This is a genomic window from Sphingomonas sp. BK235, from assembly GCF_004345855.1.
Classification (GTDB): domain Bacteria; phylum Pseudomonadota; class Alphaproteobacteria; order Sphingomonadales; family Sphingomonadaceae; genus Sphingomonas.
Window position 1 is genome coordinate 144880 of sequence record NZ_SLXN01000001.1, and the last position, 16502, is coordinate 161381.

17 protein-coding genes are annotated in these 16502 nt (G+C 71.1%); 10 read left to right on the plus strand and 7 right to left on the minus strand.

Going from position 1 to position 16502, the window contains the following annotated elements; all coding sequences use genetic code 11:
* Window positions 1-103: 103 nt before the first annotated feature.
* The 3 genes from EV292_RS00705 to EV292_RS00715 all read left to right on the plus strand — a co-directional run bounded on the left by EV292_RS00705 (window position 104) and on the right by EV292_RS00715 (window position 2772).
* On the plus strand, window positions 104-283 hold the full coding sequence (locus tag EV292_RS00705; RefSeq protein WP_132907286.1) for a hypothetical protein: 180 nt from the start codon (window positions 104-106) through the stop codon (window positions 281-283).
* 99 nt (window positions 284-382) lie between these two features.
* Window positions 383-1126, plus strand: a complete 744-nt coding sequence (locus EV292_RS00710) for a DUF1080 domain-containing protein (protein WP_132907287.1) — start codon at window positions 383-385, stop codon at window positions 1124-1126.
* Between the two features lie 53 nt (window positions 1127-1179).
* Window positions 1180-2772 (plus strand): sodium/sugar symporter, encoded by a 1593-nt coding sequence (locus tag EV292_RS00715; protein WP_132907288.1) that lies wholly within the window; start codon window positions 1180-1182, stop codon window positions 2770-2772.
* 33 nt (window positions 2773-2805) lie between these two features.
* Here the strand turns inward: EV292_RS00715 and rnhA are convergent, their stop codons facing one another.
* The 3 genes from rnhA to ispH form a co-directional block, all read right to left on the minus strand.
* Window positions 2806-3270 (minus strand): ribonuclease HI, encoded by a 465-nt coding sequence (gene rnhA / locus EV292_RS00720; RefSeq protein ID WP_132907289.1) that lies wholly within the window; start codon window positions 3268-3270, stop codon window positions 2806-2808.
* A complete protein-coding gene (thrB, locus tag EV292_RS00725) occupies window positions 3267-4220 on the minus strand; it encodes a homoserine kinase (RefSeq protein ID WP_132907290.1) in 954 nt (317 codons plus the stop codon). The genes rnhA and thrB overlap by 4 nt, the downstream gene beginning before the upstream one ends.
* Window positions 4221-4463: 243 nt before the next feature.
* Window positions 4464-5429, minus strand: a complete 966-nt coding sequence (gene ispH / locus EV292_RS00730) for a 4-hydroxy-3-methylbut-2-enyl diphosphate reductase (protein WP_132907291.1) — start codon at window positions 5427-5429, stop codon at window positions 4464-4466.
* A 117-nt stretch (window positions 5430-5546) separates the two neighbouring features.
* Here ispH and EV292_RS00735 point away from each other — a divergent pair, with 117 nt between their 5' ends.
* The 4 genes from EV292_RS00735 (at window position 5547) to EV292_RS00750 (ending at window position 8888) form a co-directional block, all read left to right on the plus strand.
* On the plus strand, window positions 5547-6212 hold the full coding sequence (locus EV292_RS00735; protein ID WP_243693531.1) for a hypothetical protein: 666 nt from the start codon (window positions 5547-5549) through the stop codon (window positions 6210-6212).
* Window positions 6213-6340: 128 nt separating this feature from the next.
* A complete protein-coding gene (locus EV292_RS00740) occupies window positions 6341-6718 on the plus strand; it encodes a hypothetical protein (RefSeq protein WP_132907292.1) in 378 nt (125 codons plus the stop codon).
* Window positions 6719-6778: 60 nt separating this feature from the next.
* Complete coding sequence (gene ruvB, locus EV292_RS00745; protein WP_132907293.1) at window positions 6779-7801, plus strand: Holliday junction branch migration DNA helicase RuvB; 1023 nt, start codon at window positions 6779-6781, stop codon at window positions 7799-7801.
* A 97-nt stretch (window positions 7802-7898) separates the two neighbouring features.
* The gene (locus EV292_RS00750; RefSeq protein WP_132907294.1) at window positions 7899-8888 is read left to right on the plus strand and encodes a bile acid:sodium symporter family protein; all 990 of its coding nucleotides are present in this window, start codon (window positions 7899-7901) and stop codon (window positions 8886-8888) included.
* Here the strand turns inward: EV292_RS00750 and EV292_RS00755 are convergent.
* On the minus strand, window positions 8875-9780 hold the full coding sequence (locus tag EV292_RS00755; protein ID WP_132907295.1) for a pirin family protein: 906 nt from the start codon (window positions 9778-9780) through the stop codon (window positions 8875-8877). The genes EV292_RS00750 and EV292_RS00755 overlap by 14 nt on opposite strands.
* A gap of 133 nt (window positions 9781-9913) precedes the next feature.
* Between EV292_RS00755 and EV292_RS00760 the strand changes: the two genes are divergently transcribed.
* A complete protein-coding gene (locus EV292_RS00760) occupies window positions 9914-10273 on the plus strand; it encodes a hypothetical protein (protein ID WP_132907296.1) in 360 nt (119 codons plus the stop codon).
* A 22-nt stretch (window positions 10274-10295) separates the two neighbouring features.
* On the opposite strand, the gene EV292_RS00765 is transcribed toward EV292_RS00760, so the two are convergent.
* Entirely contained in the window at window positions 10296-10949 is a 654-nt protein-coding gene (locus EV292_RS00765) for a TIGR02117 family protein (protein WP_132907297.1), read from the minus strand.
* A gap of 22 nt (window positions 10950-10971) precedes the next feature.
* Here EV292_RS00765 and phhA point away from each other — a divergent pair, with 22 nt between their 5' ends.
* Both phhA and EV292_RS00775 read left to right on the plus strand, forming a co-directional pair.
* On the plus strand, window positions 10972-11841 hold the full coding sequence (phhA, locus tag EV292_RS00770; protein ID WP_132907298.1) for a phenylalanine 4-monooxygenase: 870 nt from the start codon (window positions 10972-10974) through the stop codon (window positions 11839-11841).
* A gap of 89 nt (window positions 11842-11930) precedes the next feature.
* Window positions 11931-12638 carry an NAD-dependent deacylase gene (locus EV292_RS00775; RefSeq protein WP_132907299.1) on the plus strand — a complete coding sequence of 236 codons (708 nt, stop codon included), beginning with the start codon at window positions 11931-11933 and terminating at the stop codon, window positions 12636-12638.
* A 159-nt stretch (window positions 12639-12797) separates the two neighbouring features.
* Here EV292_RS00775 and EV292_RS00780 read toward each other — a convergent pair whose 3' ends face one another.
* Both EV292_RS00780 and EV292_RS00785 read right to left on the minus strand, forming a co-directional pair.
* Entirely contained in the window at window positions 12798-14834 is a 2037-nt protein-coding gene (locus tag EV292_RS00780) for an ATP-binding protein (protein WP_243693532.1), read from the minus strand.
* Window positions 14831-16318, minus strand: coding sequence for an ATPase domain-containing protein (locus EV292_RS00785; RefSeq protein ID WP_132907300.1), 1488 nt, complete (start codon window positions 16316-16318; stop codon window positions 14831-14833). The genes EV292_RS00780 and EV292_RS00785 overlap by 4 nt, the downstream gene beginning before the upstream one ends.
* Window positions 16319-16502: the final 184 nt, after the last annotated feature.

The window sequence follows — 16502 nt, forward strand, 5'->3', positions numbered from 1 at the left end:
GGAACAGGCCGAACGATCATAGCGTGATCCTGCGCGGGAATGGAACGGCGAACCGCGCGCACATCGGCTTGGCGCGGGGGAACGAAAGGCGCTAAGCCGCGTCATGGCCGAACGCTTCGAACGTCACCGCCAACCGTGGCGCCCCGACGAGATCCAGAAACTCCACACGCTCGCGAAAAAGGGCATGGCGCTGAAGGCCATCGCCAAGGCGCTGACGCGCAGCGAGGAATCGGTGAAGGAGCGGGCCAAGCTGGACGGCCTGTCGATCGCCAAGCTGCACTGACCTACCGACGCAGCGGCGTGACTTCGCGCGCGGCGCGGGGCATAGCCGCCGCGGACGTTCGCCGCCCCGCCCGAGCGGGGCGCACACGGGAGAGACCTTATGCGCCGATCGATCACCTTCGCGCTCGCGATGTTCGCGCTCGCCGCCGCGCCGGCGCCGGCGCTCGCGCAGGAGGGGCCGCTCAACCAATTGTCCGCGCAGGAGCGCGCCGCCGGCTGGCGGCTGCTGTTCAACGGCCGCGACCTGACCGGCTGGCGCGCTTATGGCGGCGGGACGCCGTCGCCCACCTGGGTGGTGCGTGACGGGGCGCTGACGCTCAGCGCCGAGGGCGGCGCGATGAGCGGCAGCGATCTCGCCACGGTGGAGGAATATGGCACGTTCGAGCTGACGCTCGACTGGAAGGTGGAGCGCGGCGGCAACAGCGGCGTCATCTATCTCTCACGCGAGGCGCCGGGTACCACGCACAGCTACGAGACCGGGCTGGAGATGCAGGTGCTCGACAATGACGGCCATCCCGACGGCAAGATCCCGTCGCACCGCGCGGGCGCGCTGTACGACATCACCGTCCCGCCGGCCGCGGCGGCGCACCCGGCGGGGAGCTGGAACCACGCGCGGCTGCTGGTCGAGCCCGGCCGGATTCGCCAGTGGCTCAACGGCACCCCCACCGCCGACGTCACCTTCGGCGACGACACGTGGAAGAAGCGCGTCGCCGGCTCCAAGTTCGCCAAGATGCCGCTGTTTGGCACCTTCCGCTCGGGGCTGATCGCGTTGCAGGACCATGGCGAGCCGGTCGCCTATCGCAACATAAAGCTGCGGCCGCTGGGCAAGGCCAAGCCGCGCTGATCGCGCGCGGCATAATATAAATAGGTTTCTGGGCCGGGCAGGGGGAGAGGGCCGTGCAGCTTGCCACGATCGACGTGCTGGTGGTGGTCGCTTATGCGATCTTCATCTTCGCGCTGGCGCAATGGGTGAGCCGCGACAAGGCGGGCGCCGGGCCCAAGAACACCACCGATTATTTCCTCGCGTCGAAGAACCTGCCGTGGTGGGCGATCGGCGCGAGCCTGATCGCCGCCAACATCTCGGCGGAGCAGATCGTCGGCATGTCGGGCTCGGGCTATGCCATCGGGCTGGCGATCGCGTCCTATGAGTGGATGGCGGCGCTGACGCTGCTGATCGTCGGCAAATTCTTCCTGCCGATCTTCCTGCGCAACGAGATCTACACGATGCCGCAGTTCCTCGAGCGGCGCTACGGCCCCTCGATCCGGACGCTGATGGCGCTGTTCTGGCTCGCGCTCTACGTCTTCGTGAACCTGACCAGCATCATCTGGCTCGGCTCGATCGCGGTGACCAAGGTCGCCGGGGTCAACCAGGATCTCGCGCTGGTCGTGCTGGGGCTGTTCGCGCTGCTGTATCAGCTGCGCGGCGGGCTCAAGGCGGTGGCGCTGACCGACATCGTCCAGGTGACGCTGCTGGTGCTGGGCGGGCTCATCATCGCCTATCTGACGCTCGGCGAGCTCGGCCAGGGCGCCGGTCAGATCGCGGGCTTCACCCGGCTGATGCGCGAGCTGCCCGATCATTTCGAGATGATCCTGGCGCCCGGCAACCCGCATTACATGGACCTGCCGGGCCTGTCGGTGCTGATCGGCGGGATGTGGATCGCCAACCTCAGCTACTGGGGCTTCAACCAATATATCATCCAGCGCGCGCTCGCGGCCAAGTCGCTCAACGAGGCGCAGAAGGGCGTGCTGTTCGCCTCCTTCCTCAAGATGCTGATGCCGATCATCATCGTGCTGCCGGGCATCGCCGCGGTGGTGCTGGCGCCCGGGCTGGCCAAGCCCGACGAGGCCTATCCGACGATGATGCGGCTGCTGCCGACCGGGCTGCTGGGGCTGGTGTTCGCCGCGCTGGTGGCGGCGATCATCGCCTCGACCGCCTCCAAGATCAACTCGATCGCGACCATCTTCACGCTCGACGTCTGGGCCAAGTTCCGCGGGGAGCGCAGCGCCGCCGAGGGGCAGGCGGGCGCGGACGATTCGCGGCTGGTGCTGGTCGGGCGCGTCGCGGCGATGGTCGCCACGGTGGTGGCGATCCTCACCGCGCGCCCCTTGGTCGGCTCGTCGGAGCAGGCGTTCCAGTTCATCCAGGAGTTCACCGGCTTCTTCACGCCGGGGATCACGGTGATCTTCCTGCTCGGCCTGTTCTGGAAACGCGCCAACGAGGCGGGCGCGATCGTCGCGGCGGTCGCCTCGGTGCTGCTGTCCTGGGGGTTCAAGCTGCTCGCGCCGGGGCTGCCGTTCATGGACCGGATGGGGCTGGTGTTCCTGATCGCGCTGGCGCTGGCGGTGGTCACCTCGCTGCTGACGCGGACGCGCGAGGGGCGCGACACGATCGTCACCAGCGACGTTCGCTATGCCACCTCGGCGGCGTTCAACGTCGGCGCGCTGGCGGTGGGGCTGATCCTGGTCGCGCTCTACGCCACCTTCTGGTGAGCGCGCGGGCCGAGCCCGGCGCGGAACGACCGATCAGCCCGCCCGGCGCACCGGCTTGGCCGCGGCGAGCGCGGCGTCGCTGGCGAGCCGGTCGGCGCGCTCGTTCTCGGGGTGGCCGGCATGGCCCTTCACCCACTCCCATTCGACGCGGTGCGGCTCCGCGGCGGCGAGCAGCGCCTGCCACAATTCGGCGTTCTTGACCGGCTTCTTGTCCGCGGTCTTCCAGCCGTTGCGGCGCCAGCCGTGGATCCATTTGGTCAGCCCGTCCATGACGTAGCGGCTGTCGGTCATCAGCTTGACGCGGCACGGCCGAGTGAGCGCGCTGAGCCCCTCGATCGCGGCGGTCAGCTCCATCCGGTTGTTGGTGGTCACCGGCTCGCCCCCGCTCAGCTCCTTCTCGTGGCTGCCCGCGCGGATCACCACGCCCCAGCCGCCCGGGCCGGGATTGCCCTTGCAGGCGCCGTCGGTGAACATCTCGACCAGGGTCAATTCGGTCATCGCGTGAAATCCGGGTTGGCGTCGTACCACTCTAGGCGGCGGAGATAGGCGAGCGGGTCCTTGCGCGTCACCAGCGCATCGGCGGGGGTGTGCAGCCAATCCCAGGCGCGGCTGAGCAGGAAGCGCACGCAGGCGCCGCGCGCCAGCAGCGGCAGCGCGGCGCGCTCGGTCGCGGAGAACGGCGCCGCCGCGGCATAACCGGCGAGCAGCGCGGCGCCGACCGCGCGGTCCCCCGGGTTGCCGGCGGCGTCGAAGGCCCAGGCGGAGTGCATCACCGCCAGGTCATAGGCGCGCAGGTCGGTGCAGGCGAAGTAGAAGTCGATCAGCCCGGTGACGCGGTCGTCGAGCATCAGGACATTGTCGGGGAAGAGGTCGGCGTGGATCGCGCCGCTCGGCAGATCGTGCGGCCAGTCGCGCTCGATCGAGTCGAGCGCGTGCGCGACGCGATCGAACAGGCCGGGCTGGATCGTATCGATGTCGCGGCCGCAGCGTTCCAGCAGCGGGCGCCACGTCGCCACCCCCATGGAATTGACGCGGGTCGGCGCGAAATCGGCGAGGGCGCGGTGCATCGCGCCCATCGATTCCGCCGCCGCGCGCGCCTGTGCCGCGCTGGGCCGGGTGACCGACACCCCCGGCAGGAAGCGGATCAGGCAGGCGGGCCGCCCCGCGAGCTGCTGGATCGCGACGCCCTCGCGGTCCGCGATCGCGGGCGGGACGGGCAGGCCGCGCGCCGCGAGATGATCGAGCAGCGCGAGGAAGAAGGGCAGGTCGTCGGCGGCGACGCGCTTCTCGTACAGCGTCAGGATGAAGCGCGCCGCGCTGGTGTCGACGAGATAGTTGGAATTCTCGACCCCCTCGGCGATGCCCTTGGCCGAGACCAGCGCGCCCGCGTCGTAGCGCGTCAGGAAGGCGGCGAGCGCCTCGGCGGATACCTGCGTATAGACTGCCACCTGTCGCCCCCTTGTGAACGGCCGTCCGAGCGCCCGCGGCGCTTCGTTCGCGGAAGAGAGGATGCCCGGTCAAGCCGGCAGAGCGATAAAGGGCGCGTCTCTCGCCGCTTGCGCCGTCATCCCGGACGTGTTCCGAGGGCCAGCGTTCCTGAACCTCTTCGGCCGATGCACGTGCGGGACGGTGGAGTCCGGGATGACGCTACGTGGGCAGGGCCGGAGCCGGCGAGCGAAGGCCGCGTGCGGCTAGGCCGCCTCCGTCTCCAGACCGCGCGGCAGCTTGAACGCGATCGTCTCGCGCGTGGTCTCCTCCTCGCGCTCGGTGACGTCGAAGCGCGTCGCCAGCAGATCGACCAGCTCGCGCACCAGCAGCTCGGGCGCGGAGGCGCCCGCCGTCACGCCCAGGGTGCCGACGCCGTCGAGGAACGACCAGTCGAGATCCGCCGCGCGCTGGATCAGCGCCGAACGAATCCCCTGGCGCTCCGCCACCTCGACCAGCCGCAGCGAGTTGGACGAGTTGGGCGCGCCGATCACCAGCACCGCGTCGCACGCCGCCGCGATCGCCTTGACCGCGGCCTGACGGTTGGAGGTGGCGTAGCAGATGTCCTCGCCGTGTGGCGCCTGGATCGCGGGGAAGCGCGCGTGCAGCGCGGCCACCACCGCCGCGGTATCGTCGACCGACAGCGTCGTCTGGGTCAGGAAGGCGAGGTTGGCGGGATCGGCCGGGGCCAGCGCGGCGACGTCGTCGACCGTCTCGATCAGCGTCATCGCGCCCGGCGGCACCTGGCCGAAGGTGCCGATCACCTCGGGATGGCCGGCATGGCCGATGAACAGGATGTGCCGCCCCGCCGCGACCAGCCGCTCCGCCTGACGATGCACCTTGGACACCAAGGGGCAGGTGGCGTCGAGATAGGCCAGCCCGCGATCCTGCGCCGCCGCGGGCACCGATTTGGGGACGCCATGCGCGGAGAAGACCACCGGCGCACCGTCGGGCACCTCGTCCAGCTCCTCGACGAAGATCGCGCCCTTGGCCTTGAGCGAGTCGACCACGAACTTGTTGTGGACGATCTCGTGGCGGACGTAGACGGGCGCGCCGTGCTTCTCGATCGCGAGTTCGACGATGCGGATCGCGCGATCGACTCCGGCGCAGAAGCCGCGCGGGGCGGCGATCAGCAGCTCGAGCGGGCGGCGGTCTGGTGCGATATCGGCCATGGTCCCGGCGTCTACGCCAATGCTTGCTCCGGCGATAGTCGGTTCCTATGCTGCGGGGGTGATCGGGGTCGTTCGCGCGGCCCCGTTGTCGCATGTGCTGATTGTCGGGATTACCCTGTGACTCCTCCCCGCGTGACCTTCTCCCGCCCGCTCGCCGCGTCGCTGGTCCTCCTGCTCGCGGCCGGCTGCGCGCGCACCGGCGAGATCGACGTCTCGCGCGGCGGCGCGGGCATCACCGCGGTGCGCTCCGCCTGTCCGATCGTGGCGGTGCCCGCGGGCACGGGCGACGTCACGCTGTTCGACCCGCCCGCCAGCCGCACCGCCAGCGCGATCGACACCGTGGCGACGATCAGCAACGTGCGCTCGACCTGCGACGATCAGGGCAGCGACGTGATCACGCGCGTCACCTTCGACGTGCGCGCGCGCCGCGTCCGCGTCGACGCCCCGCGCGACGTGACCTTGCCCTATTTCATCGCGATCACGCGCGGGGGCAGCTCGGTGGTGGCGAAGCGGCTCGGCCAGATCGCGCTGCATTTCGACGCCGGCCAGCCGGTCGCGACCGCCTCGGCGGAGGCGACCAGCGCGGTGGCGCGGTCGGCCGCGACGCTGCCCACCGAGGTGCGCGACCGGCTGACCAAGAAGCGCAAGGCCGGCGACGAGGATGCCGCGCTCGACCCGCTCGCCGATCCGCAGGTGCGCACCGCGGTGGCCTCCGCCAGCTTCGAGGCGCTGGTCGGCTTCCAGCTCACCCCCGATCAGCTGAAATATAACGCAACCCGCTGAACCGGCGCCTTAAACTGCCGATCTGCGACGTGCCGGGCGGCATGCGCGATCGACCGGTCACCTTTGAGCAACCATTACCGGCCTAAGCCTTTGGTCGAAGGCGCTGGACGCTGCTCAGGGAATTGTTCGTGACCGCATTGACGCCGCTGCTGTCGTCCTCGTCGCTGGTGCCGGTACCCGCCGTCGCGGCGGGGCGGCCGGCCGCGTCGGTCGATGGCGCTCCCGCCGCGGCGCCGAGCGCGCGCGACGCCACGATCGCGGCGCGCGTCGACGCGCAGGTGAACGGTGGCGCGCTGACGGCGGGCCAGGGCGCGTCGCTCAAGGAGTTCTTCGGCGAGGAGGGGGCGGCGGGCTCGACCGGCAGCCTGATGCAGCGCGCCGGCGCGCAGCTCGACCAGTTCGACCGCGTGCTGGACTCGCTGCGCGCCAGCCTGGGCGGCGGTGCGACCTACGGCAGCGGCGCTGCCGCGAATGGCACGGGGCTGGTGGTCGACCGGCTCGCCTGAGCGACGGCGCCCGCAGCAGAGGGCTTTGCCCGGCGGTCGACGCGCGCTACGGAACGAAGCGTGACCGACGCCGACCGCCTGATCTCTCCCGCGCGCCGCGTCGAGGACGTCGACGCCGCGCTGCGCCCGCGTACCCTCGACGATTTCGTCGGCCAGAAGGCCGCGCGCGAGAATCTGCGCGTCTTCATCGATGCCGCGCGCGCGCGCGGCGACGCGCTCGATCACGTCCTGTTCTTCGGGCCGCCGGGATTGGGCAAGACGACGCTGGCGCAGATCATCGCGCGCGAGATGGGGGTCGGCTTCCGCGCCACATCGGGCCCGGTGATCGCCAAATCGGGCGATCTCGCCGCGCTGCTCACCAACCTCGAGGACGGCGACGTGCTGTTCATCGACGAGATCCACCGCCTCCAGCCCGCGGTCGAGGAGGTGCTCTATCCCGCGATGGAGGACCGCGCGCTCGACCTGATGATCGGCGAGGGGCCGTCCGCGCGCTCGGTGCGGATCGACCTGCCGCGCTTCACCCTGGTGGGGGCGACGACGCGCCAGGGGCTGCTGACGACGCCGCTGCGCGATCGGTTCGGCATCCCGGTGCGGCTGCAATTCTACACGGTGGAGGAACTGACCCGCGTGGTGGCGCGCGCCGCCGGGCTGCTCGAGCTGGGCATCGCGCCCGACGGGGCGAGCGAGATCGCGCGCCGCGCGCGCGGCACGCCGCGGATCGCCGGCCGTCTGCTGCGACGCGTGCGCGACTTCGCCAATGTCGCGGGCGCCGCGACGGTGGACGCCGCGACCGCCGATCGCGCGCTCAACCGGCTGGAGGTCGACACGCTCGGGCTCGACGCGATGGACCGGCGCTATCTGACGATGATCGCGGACGTCTATCGCGGCGGACCGGTCGGGGTGGAGACGCTCGCGGCGGGGCTGAGCGAACCGCGCGACACGATCGAGGAAGTGATCGAGCCCTATCTGATCCAGCTCGGGCTGGTCGCGCGCACCGCGCGCGGGCGGATGCTCAACGCGGGCGGATGGAAGCATCTCGGACTCAACCCGCCCGCGGGCAGTCAGGACGGGCTGTTCGACTGAGATTTGAGTCTCGCGCCGATCGCGCCTAGGAAGCGGGCAAGTGCACGCGCCGCCGTCCGAGCGGCCCCTGGTTGCGAGGCACGCCAAGGTGAGACTCATGGATTCCCCCACCACGCGGCGCTGGCCGCGCGTCGACCGCTATCTGCTGCTCCTGATCGCGACCGTGGCGATCGCCGCGCTGCTGCCGGCGCGCGGCGTCTTCGCTGGCATCGCCGATGGCGCGGTCACCGTCGCGGTGGCGGTGCTGTTCCTGCTCTATGGCGCACGGCTCGCGCCCGAGGCGATCTGGGCGGGGCTGACGCATTGGCGGCTCCAGGCGCTGGTGTTCGCCAGCACCTTCGTGCTGTTCCCGCTGATCGGCATCGCCGTCGCGGCCGCGACGCGCTCGGTCCTGCCGGCACCGGCGGTGACGGGGCTGCTGTTCCTCACCCTGCTGCCGTCGACGGTGCAATCCTCGATCGCCTTCACCTCGATCGCGCGCGGCAACGTCCCCGCGGCGCTGTGCAGCGCGTCGCTCTCCAACCTGATCGGCACGTTGCTGACGCCGCTGCTGGTGGCGCGGCTGATGCCCGCGGCGAGCGGGGGCGTCTCGCTCGCCGCGCTGGAGGAGATCGCGGTGCAGATCCTGCTGCCGTTCGTGGTCGGCCAGGCGCTGCGCCCGCTGATCGGCGGATGGCTGATGCGTCACCCGCGCCTGACCGCGACGGTGGATCGCGGTTCGGTGCTGGTCGTGGTCTATGCCGCGTTCAGCGCCGGGATGGTGGCGGGGATCTGGACGCAGGTCTCGCTGCTCGACCTGCTGCTGATCGTCGCGGTGGCGTGCGTGATGCTGGCGATCGTGATCGGGGCGACCCGCTTCGCCAGCCGCGCGCTGGGCTTCACCACCGAGGACGAGATCGCGATCGTCTTCTGCGGGTCGAAGAAGAGCATGGCCAGCGGCATCCCGATGGCGGCGATCCTGTTCCCCGCCGCCTCGGTCGGGCTGATCGTGCTGCCGCTGATGCTGTTCCACCAGATCCAGCTGTTCGTCTGCGCGGTGCTCGCGCGGCGCTATGCCGAGCGGCCGGTCACCGTCACGGATAGCTGACGGTCTTGGGCACCTCTGGGATCGGGATCCACTCCTTCTCGTCGCCGGGGACGCGCGCGAACTCGCCCGCGGTCCAGGCACGCTTCGCCTCGCGGATCGCGTCGCGCGACGAGTGGACGAAATTCCACCAGACGTGGCGCGGCGTGGCGAAGGCGGCGCCGCCCGCCAGCATCGCACGCCCACCCCGCGTCGAGCGCAGCGTCGCCGTGACGCCGGGACGCAGCACGTACAGGCGCTGCGGCGCGAGCGCGAGGTCGTCCAGCACCGCCTCACCCTCGGCGAGGTAGAGCGCACGCTCGTCGGTGCTGACATCGATCGGGACGCTCGCGCCCGGGTCGAGCACGATGTCGGCGTAGATCGTGTCGGCATAAGTGGTGGTCGGCGCGCTGGCGCCCCACAGGCTGCCCATGATGACGCGTGCCCGCGCGCCCCCCGCCGCGACGATCGGCAGCTCGCCCGCGCCGACATGTTCGAACGCGGGGGCGATGTCCTCGCGGCCGTCGGGCAGCGCGAGCCAGGTCTGGATGCCCGCGAGCGCCGGGCCGTCGGCGCGGACGTCGTTGGGGGAGCGTTCGGAATGGACGATGCCGGTGCCCGCGGTCATCAGGTTCACCGCGCCCGGCGTGATCCGCGCGTCCGTACCGAGCGAGTCCTTGTGCTGGAACGCACCCTCGAACAGATAGGTTACCGTCGATAGCCCGATATGCGGATGCGGGCGCACGTCGACGCCGTCGCCGGGGGCGAGATGCGCCGGCCCCATCTGGTCGAAGAACAGGAACGGCCCCACCATCGTGCGCTCGCGATGCGGCAGCGTGCGATAGACCTTGAAGCCGCCGAGATCGTGCGTGGCGGGCTCCAGCGTCTGCAGGATCAGGTCGTCGCGGGTCGACATGGCGCGCCTCTCGGTTGCGGGCGGCCGGGCTAGCAGGTTGAGCGTGTTGCGCAAACCTCCTCAGCGCCGCGCTCGTCGCCGTCACGGGTGAGCGCCGCGGGAACGCGTGCGCGCGCCGCCCGTTGACGCGCGCATGACCCAGAAGAGCAAGGCCAAGGGCAAGCGCGGCTACAAGCCCGATCATCAACGCCGCAACCGCGCGATCGCCGCCGCGGGAACGATCGGCGCGATCGCCGCCGGTATCGGCGCGGCGCTGAAATTCGGTTGGCTCGACCGCTATTTCCCAGGTGGCGACGCGGAGCATGCCGCGCCCGACCTCGCCGCCGACGCCCCGACCCCCGGCACCGACCGCGCGCCCGAGGCCTTCCGTCCCGACCCGACCGCGGCGGTGCCGGCGTCCGAGCGTGAGTCGCTGCGCCCCGCGACGGGACCGGCGCCGACGCTCGCCGCGACGCGCGGCGAGATGGCGAACCAGACCGGCGCGGCCAACTGAACCTGGCGCCTCGCGCGCCGGCTCAGAACCAGTGCATGACGCCGGCGGGGAAGGGCGTCCAGCGTCCCACGCGCACGCCCGCCGCGGCGAGCGTGTTGCCCGTCCAGGCATTGCAGGTGGTGATCGCGTCGTAGCGGCCCCTGCCGGGATAGAAAGCGTCATAGCCGTAATAGCCGCGTTCCGCCCGCCCGGGCGCGCGGCTCGCGCGGATCGTGGCGGCGAGACGGACATATTCCTCGGGGCGCAGCGTGATCGCGCGGACCTGCGCGCCGACGAGCGGGCGCGCCACGTGCTCGACATGGACCAGCGTCGCCTCGCTGCCGAACGCGGCGCCCAACAGAACCCCGGGGCGGACGTCCCACCAGGTCGGTGTCCCGAGATAGAAGCCGCGCTCCCCCCAGCCGACCGCGACATAGCCGAGCGCGGCGTAGCGCGGGTCGGCCAGATCGCCCGCGGGGAAATCACGCGTCCAATCGATCCCGGCGGCCCGCTTGGGCAGCACCAGGCCGGTGTGGACGCCGTTGTCCTCCACCCAGATCGTCACGCCGCGTGCGGGCGGCCGCCAGCCGGGATGACGCGGGATCAGCCCGCCGATCGCCCCCGCCAGCGCATAGCCGAACAGCACCAGCGCGAGCAGGGCGAGCGATCGGCCGAGGTTGGCGGATAGTCGGGCCACGCGCGCATGCTATACCGATGCCATGACCGAGGAAACACACGTGCTCGACTCACCGCCGACGGGCGCCGCCCCCGACTGGACCATCGCGCAGGACTGGGCGCATTACAGCGCCGAGGACCATGCGACCTGGGACACGCTGTTCCGGCGCCAGCGCGCCCTGCTGCCGGGGCGCGCGTCGGACGCCTATCTGCGCGGGCTCGACGTGCTCAATCTCTCGCGCCCCGGCATCCCCGATTTCGACGAACTGTCGGAGCGGCTGATGAAGCTGACCGGCTGGCAGGTGGTGGCGGTGCCCGGTCTGGTGCCCGACGACGTCTTCTTCGACCATATGGCCAATCGCCGCTTCGTCGCGGGCAATTTCATCCGGCGCCCGGACCAGCTCGACTATATCCAGGAGCCGGACGTCTTCCACGACGTGTTCGGCCACGTGCCGATGCTCGCCGATCCGGTCTTCGCCGACTATCTGGAGGCTTATGGTCGCGGCGGGCAGCGCGCGCTGGAGCTCGGCGCGCTCAAGCAGCTCGCGCGGCTCTACTGGTACACCGTCGAGTTCGGGCTGATCGCGGAAGGCGGCGGGTTGCGCATCTATGGCTCGGGGATCGTCTCCTCGGCGGCGGAGACGCGCTTCGCGCTGGAGAGCGACAGCCCGAACCGGCTCGGCTTCGATCTGCGCCGCGTGATGCGCAGCGCCTATCGCATCGACGATTTCCAGCAGAACTACTTCGTGATCCCCAGCTACGAGGCGCTGCTGCGCGCGACGGTGGAGACCGATTTCGCGCCGCTCTACGCCGAGATCCTGGCGCAGCCCGATATCCCGATCGCGACGATCCTTCCCGAGGATGAGGTGATCACGCGCGGGACACAGCGCCACGCGAGCGCGGCCGCGGGCTGAGCGCAGGCGGGCGCGACCCGCTCGCCGGGGGCGCGGCAAGTGACCCGCCGCCGCTGGTCGCCCGACGCGGCGCGGGCTATCCCGCTGGCATGTCGACCCTGCACCAGCTCGTCGTGCTCACCGGCGCGGGTATCTCCGCCGAGAGCGGGATCGCTACCTTCCGCGGACCGGGCGGGCTGTGGGAGGGGCATCGGGTCGAGGACGTCTGCACGCCGGAGGCGCTCGAACGCGACCCGGCGCTGGTCCACCGCTTCTACGACCTGCGCCGTGCCGCGCTCGCGACCGTCGCCCCGAACGCCGCGCATCGCGCGCTCGCCCGGCTCGACGCGGCCTGGCCGGGCGAGCTGCTGATCGTCACCCAGAACGTCGACGACCTGCACGAGCGCGCCGGGACGCGACGGCTGCTCCACATGCACGGTGCGCTGCGCTCCGCGCTGTGCGCCGCCTGCGGCACGCGGCACCAATGGGAGGGAGCGCTGCCGCCGGGCACCGGCTGCGCTGCCTGTGGCGCACCCGCGCTGCGTCCCGACATCGTCTTCTTCGGGGAGATGCCCTATGGGATGGAGCGGATCGAGGCCGCGGTGGCGCGTGCCGATCTGTTCGTCTCGATCGGCACCTCGGGCGCGGTCTATCCCGCCGCCGGGCTGGTGCGCGCCGCTTCGGCGGCCGGCGCGACGACGCTGGAGCTCAATCTCGAGCGATCGGCCGGGAGCGACTGGTTCGACACGAGCCGGCTCGGTCCCGCGGCGTCGCTGGTGCCGGAATGGGTCGACTCGATCCTCTCGGCGCAAAAATAGGGTCTTATCCACCCCCGTACCGTGCTCCTGCGGAAGCAGGAGCCCAGTGCCGCCAACATGACGCTCGTGGCTCTGGGCTCCTGCGTCCGCAGGAGCACCCCGCTGGTTCGCACCAGGGGGATCACACGCTAGGTTTCGATCCCGGCATTCGACGGTGCGTCAGCGGCGCCGGTCGGCCAGGCGCACCACCTTGCCGCTGTCGATGAGCGCGGCGAGCGCCGCCGCCAGCTCCGCCCGGCGAAACGGCTTGGCGAGCTGCGGCAGGCCCAGCGTCAGGTCACCCCCGGCATAGCCGGTCACCACCAGCACCGGCAGCGCCGGACGACGGCGGCAGACCTCGGCGGCCAGCTCGGCGCCGTTCATCCGCGGCATCATATAGTCGGTCAGCACCGCGTCGACCGCCAGACCCTGGTCCAGCAGCGCCAGCGCGCTCGTGGCGTCGGCGGCCTCGTGGACCTCATGGCCGAGATCGCGCAGCATGTCCGCCGTCCCCGCGCGCACCAGCTCCTCATCGTCGACCAGCAGGATCGCGAGCGGGCGCATGGCGTGATCGATGCGATCGGCCGGCACGCCGCGCCGCTCCTCGCCGCCCGCGCGATCCGCGACCGGCAGGAACAGATCGGCGCGCGTGCCGCGCCCCGGCGCGCTGGTGATCTCGAACGCACCGCCCAGCTGTGCGGCGAGGCCGTGGACCATCGACAGGCCCAGCCCGGTGCCCTTGCCGCGCTCCTTGGTGGAATAGAAAGGCTCGATCGCGCGCGCGAGCGTCGCCTCGTCCATGCCGCTGCCGGTGTCGATCACCGCCAGCCGCACATAGGCGCCGGGCGACAGCCGCAGAGCGCTGCCCGGCCCGACCGCCACCGCCTCCGCCATCACGGTCAGCCGCCCGCCCTCGGGCATCGCGTCGCGCGCGTTGACGCAGAGGTTGAGCAGCGCCAGTTCGAGCTGGTTGGGATCGGCGAGCGCCGGGGGAAGATCGTCGGGCAGCACCAGCCGCAGCTCCACCAGCCCGCCGACCGAGCTGGCGATCAGGTCGCGCATCCCCTCGATCAGCGCCGCGCTGTCGACCGCACGTTTCTCCAGCGCCTGCCGCCGCGCGAACTGGAGCAGGCGCTGGACCAGCGTCTTGGCGCGCTCGGCCGATTGCAGCGCGCCGTCGATCAACCGCGCCGCGCGCGCATCCTCGGTGAAGCGCCGCCCGAGCAGATCGAGCGCCCCGGTGATGGGCGTGAGCAGATTGTTGAAATCATGCGCGACCCCGCCGGTGAGCTGGCCGATCGTCTCCAGCTTCTGCGCCTCGTGCAGCTGCGCCAGCGCGACCTCGCGCTCGTCGATCGCGGCGGTGACGCGGCGCTCGAGCGAATCGTTCAGCTCGCGCAGCGCGATCTCGGCGCGCTTGCGCTCGGTCACGTCCTGGAACAGCACCGCCACCTCGCGCCGACTGGCGGGCTCGATGCGGAAGGCGGCGAGTTCGAGGTGGCGCCGCGTCGCGACCAGCTCGCGCTCGAAGCGGATCGACTCGCCGCTGGTCAGCACGCCGCGGTACAGCTCGATCCAGCCCTCCGCCTCGTCGCCGACCATGTCGCGCACCTTCTGCCCGACGACGTTGGCGATCCCGGTATGACGCTCATAGGCCGGATTGGCCTGGACATGGACATAGTCGCTCAGCGGCCCGTGCGGTCCGTCGAGGAACTCGATCACGCAGAAGCCCTCGTCCATCGTGTCGAACAGGGTGCGCAACCGCGCCTCGCTCTCGCGGATCGAGACGAGGCGCGCGCGCGCCTCATATTGCCGTCGCCGCGCGCGGATCGCGGCGCGGGCGAGGCTGATCAGCGTGGTCGGGTGGAAAGGGCGCTCGAGGAAGGTGACGTTGCCGAGCAGTTCGAGGTGGCGCACCGCCGCGGGGTTGCGCTCCAGCCCGCCGCCGCGGCTGGTCAGCAGGATGAACGGCTGGTCGGACCATTCCTCCTGCTCGCCGATCCAGCGCGACAGCGCGCGCACGTCGGCGGTGGCGACCGCCTCCTCGGTGACGATGGCATAGCCGGCGCCGCGATCGAGCTCGGCCACCAGATCGGCCAATGTCTCGCACGCGCGCGCTTCCAGCCCGGCCTCGGCGAGCATCTCGGTCGCCACCGCGGCGTCGCGGCCGCGCGGCGCGAGCACCAGCGCGCGTTCGGAGAGGGTGGTGCGTTTCACGCGTCCTCGCGCCGCAGCAGCGAGGGATCGCCGCGCAGCTCGGGTATGCCGCCGAGCACGCCCTGGAAGCCGGTCAGCGGCTCGCCGAGCGTGATGCCGCGCGCGCCGATCTGATATTCGCGGATCGTGTCCTCGTGCGGGCCGGTCCGCTTCTTCATCACCGAGACGGCGCGGCGCACGCGCCCCAGCGCCTCGAAATAGCGCAGCAGGATGACGGTGTCGGCGAGATAGGTGACGTCGACCGGCGTGCTCATCCCGCCGACCAGACCGTGCTGCGCCACGGTGAGGAAGGTCGTCGCGCCGCGTCGGTTGAGATATTGCAGCAGCTCGTGGAGGTGCAGCACCAGCGCCTGCTCGCCGGGCATCGCCGCCTGATAGCCGTTGAGACTGTCGACCACGATGGTCTGCGCGTCATGCTCCTCGACGCAGCGGCGCACGCGCGCCGAGAATTCGCCCGGGGTCAGCTCGGCGGCGTCGACCTGCTCCAAGGTGAGGCCACCCGCCTCGACCATGGCGGCGAGATCGATGCCGAGCGCGCGGGCACGCTGCACCAGGGTGCCGATCTCCTCGTCGAACACGAACATCGCGGCGCGCTCGCCGCGCGCCACCGCGGTGGCGATGAAGGTGAGCATGAGCAGCGACTTGCCCGTGCCGGCCGGGCCGAGCACCAGCACGCTGGAGCCGCGCTCGATGCCGCCGCCCAGCAGCCCGTTGAGCTCGGGCGTGTCGGTAGTGACGAGGTCGCGCGCGAACTCCACCTTGTGTTCGGCCGAGACCAGCCGCGGGTAGACGTGGACGCCGCCGGTGAGGATGGTGAAGTCGTGATAGCCGCCGCGATAGCGCCGCCCGCGATATTTGATCACGCGCATCCGCCGCCGCTCCGCGCCATAATCGGGGGCGAGCTCCTCCAGCCGGATCACGCCGTGCGCGACCGAGTGGACGGTCTTGTCGTTGGTGTCGGTGGTGAGGTCGTCGAGCATCACCACGGTGGCGCCGCTTCGCGCGAAATAATGCTTCAGCGCCAGGATCTGGCGGCGGTAGCGCAAGGAGCTCTGCGCGAGCAGCCGGATCTCGGACAGGCTGTCGATCACGACGCGGTCGGGGCGGGTGCGCTCGAACGCCTTGAAGATCCGCCTGGTGGTCTCGCCCAGTTCGAGGTCGGAGGAGTAGAGCAGGCTCTGCTGCTGTTCCTCGTCGAGCAAATTCTCGGGCGGGACCAGCTCGTAGATCTCGACGCCGGTGAGGTCCCAGCCGTGCGACGCGGCGGTGGCGCGCAGCTCGTCCTCGGTCTCGGACAGCGTGACGTAGAGGCAGCGCTCGCCCAGCGCCGCGCCGGCGCGCAGAAATTGCAGCGCGATCGTGGTCTTGCCGGTGCCGGGGCTGCCCTCGGTCAGGAAGGTGCGCGCGCGCTCCAGGCCGCCGCCGAGCACGTCGTCGAGCCCGGCGATCCCGATCCGCGCGTCGCCTGCGCTAGTTACTGGCAATTCGTCCTCCGCCTCGCGTCGGCGCGCACCCTAGCACAGCCCCGCGGGGAGGGTAGCGCCAGCGCGTCGAGGGGGATCAAGGCAGGTGAGGCACGATCCTCCCGGTTCCCGTCCCGCCGTCATCCCGGGCTCGATCCGGGATCCATGGTGCCGCGAGAACGACGGCTTATCGGTATGCGGCGCC